Annotated in this window: 1 pseudogene; it reads right to left on the bottom strand. The window is 66.6% G+C overall.

The features are described 5' to 3' along the window. A pseudogene (locus JTJ32_RS26235) lies at nt 1-1,639 on the bottom strand (sugar-binding protein); the annotation flags it as partial.

Here is a 1,639-nt window from a genome sequence, read left to right as displayed (position 1 = left end):
TGCGCTCGGCGTCCAGGCTGCTGCTCAGGGTCTGGGTGCTCTCGAGCACCGAGTCCCCGACCCCGACGTGCCGGGCGACGATTTTCGCATAGGCATAGTCGGTCAGGGTGTCGATGCCGTTGAGGGTGAAGCATTCCAGCAGGGGGCGGCCGTGTTTCAGGGCATCGGCCGGGTCGTTGATGTAGGTGCGTCGGGTGAAGTGCAACGGGGTTTCCTGCCGGAGCGCCGGTTCGACCTGCAGCAACGCCTCCTCGCTCAGTACCAGCCAGGGGCGCTCAGCGCCGCTCACCGGCGGCAGGGCGTCGTAGCGGTAGTGGGTACGCAGCACCGGCGCGGGTTCGCCATGAGTGGACACGGCCGGGGTCACGGTGCGGCTGGCCAGCTGACGCACGAAGCCTTCGGGGTCGGGCGGGCAGCGTCCGTCCTCACCTTCAGCCGGGTACCAGTGGCGGGTCTCGGTCACGCCGTTGGCCTGGACCTGTTCGAGCAGGTTGCCGAACGTATCGTAGGTGGTGGTCACGGTTTCGTGGCGCACCCGGTTGGCATCGTCCAGCGAGAACCAGGTGTCGGTGGCGGCAAAGGGCAACTGGCAGTACGCCGGTTGCTGATCGAAGCTCAGCTCGTCATCGGCGTGATAGACGGTGGCGGTGATCTTCACGTTGCGCCCCTGAGTGACGCGTTGCTCGGTCATCAGGTGGAAACGGTTGAACGTGCGTTCGATGCTGCGCACGACCTGCCCGCCGTCCATCAGGGTTTCGGTGGTGCCATACAGGTAGGCCTCGGTGATCCGGTAGAGGTTGTCCAGTCCGTTGTCTTCGAAAATCAACCCGGACGCGTCATGGCCGAGGAAGTTGTGGGTATCGGGCACTGTCGCGGTGCCGTAGGCATAGTGCACCTCGACCGGCGGCTGACCCTGGCCGGGGTCGCTGACATGGCGGGTGACGCGAGGCAGGCCGGGGCGTCCGGTCGCGCCGGGGAAGGCATGCCCGGCGTCGTCGTAGAACAGGGTTTCGCGAGCACCGGCGGGGGTGCGCACCTCGCTGACGCACAGCAGGCCGTTCAGGGTCTGGTAGAGAAAGGCCCAGCTGGCCTGTTCGTCGGTGGGCAGGAGCAGGCGTGCCACGCGGTGGTCGGCCTCCGACAATTCCAGCACGAAGGGCACGTTGGCCTCGTCGGGGTGCAGTCGCACCTCGACGGCAGCGGAGCTGCGGGTCAGGCTCAGCAGGCGACGCCGGGAATCACGGACCTCGCTCAACAGGGGCCGGCCGTTGAACGTGTCGTAGTCCAGCGTGACCGTACGGCCGTCGGCGGACTGTATCTGGACGGGCAAGGCAACCGGCTCGGCGGCACTGCCGAGCATCTGCAGGATCTCCACCTGGCCGGACTTGTGCGCCACCCGGTAGCGACCGTTGCCCTGGTCATGGGCATGGAAACTGTCGAGTTTCTGCTCTTTCATGAGCAGGCGTCCGTCGCTGGTGGTTTCGGTGACCTTGAAGGTCTCGCCGGTGCCGAGCGAAAGGATCTGCGAAGCGGGATCGAACTGCGACAGCTGCAGGCTCCAGCCCATGCCGTAGCCGACGTCACGGGTGTTGAGGGGGCTGAAGGTCAGGGCCAGAGGGACGGTGGGGCCGGCCAGGTC

The sequence above is a fragment of the Pseudomonas alliivorans genome, from assembly GCF_017826695.1.
GTDB lineage: Bacteria > Pseudomonadota > Gammaproteobacteria > Pseudomonadales > Pseudomonadaceae > Aquipseudomonas > Aquipseudomonas alliivorans.
The sequence above is the reverse complement of the archived record's forward strand: the minus strand, read 5'-3'. Positions and strand labels throughout refer to the sequence as shown.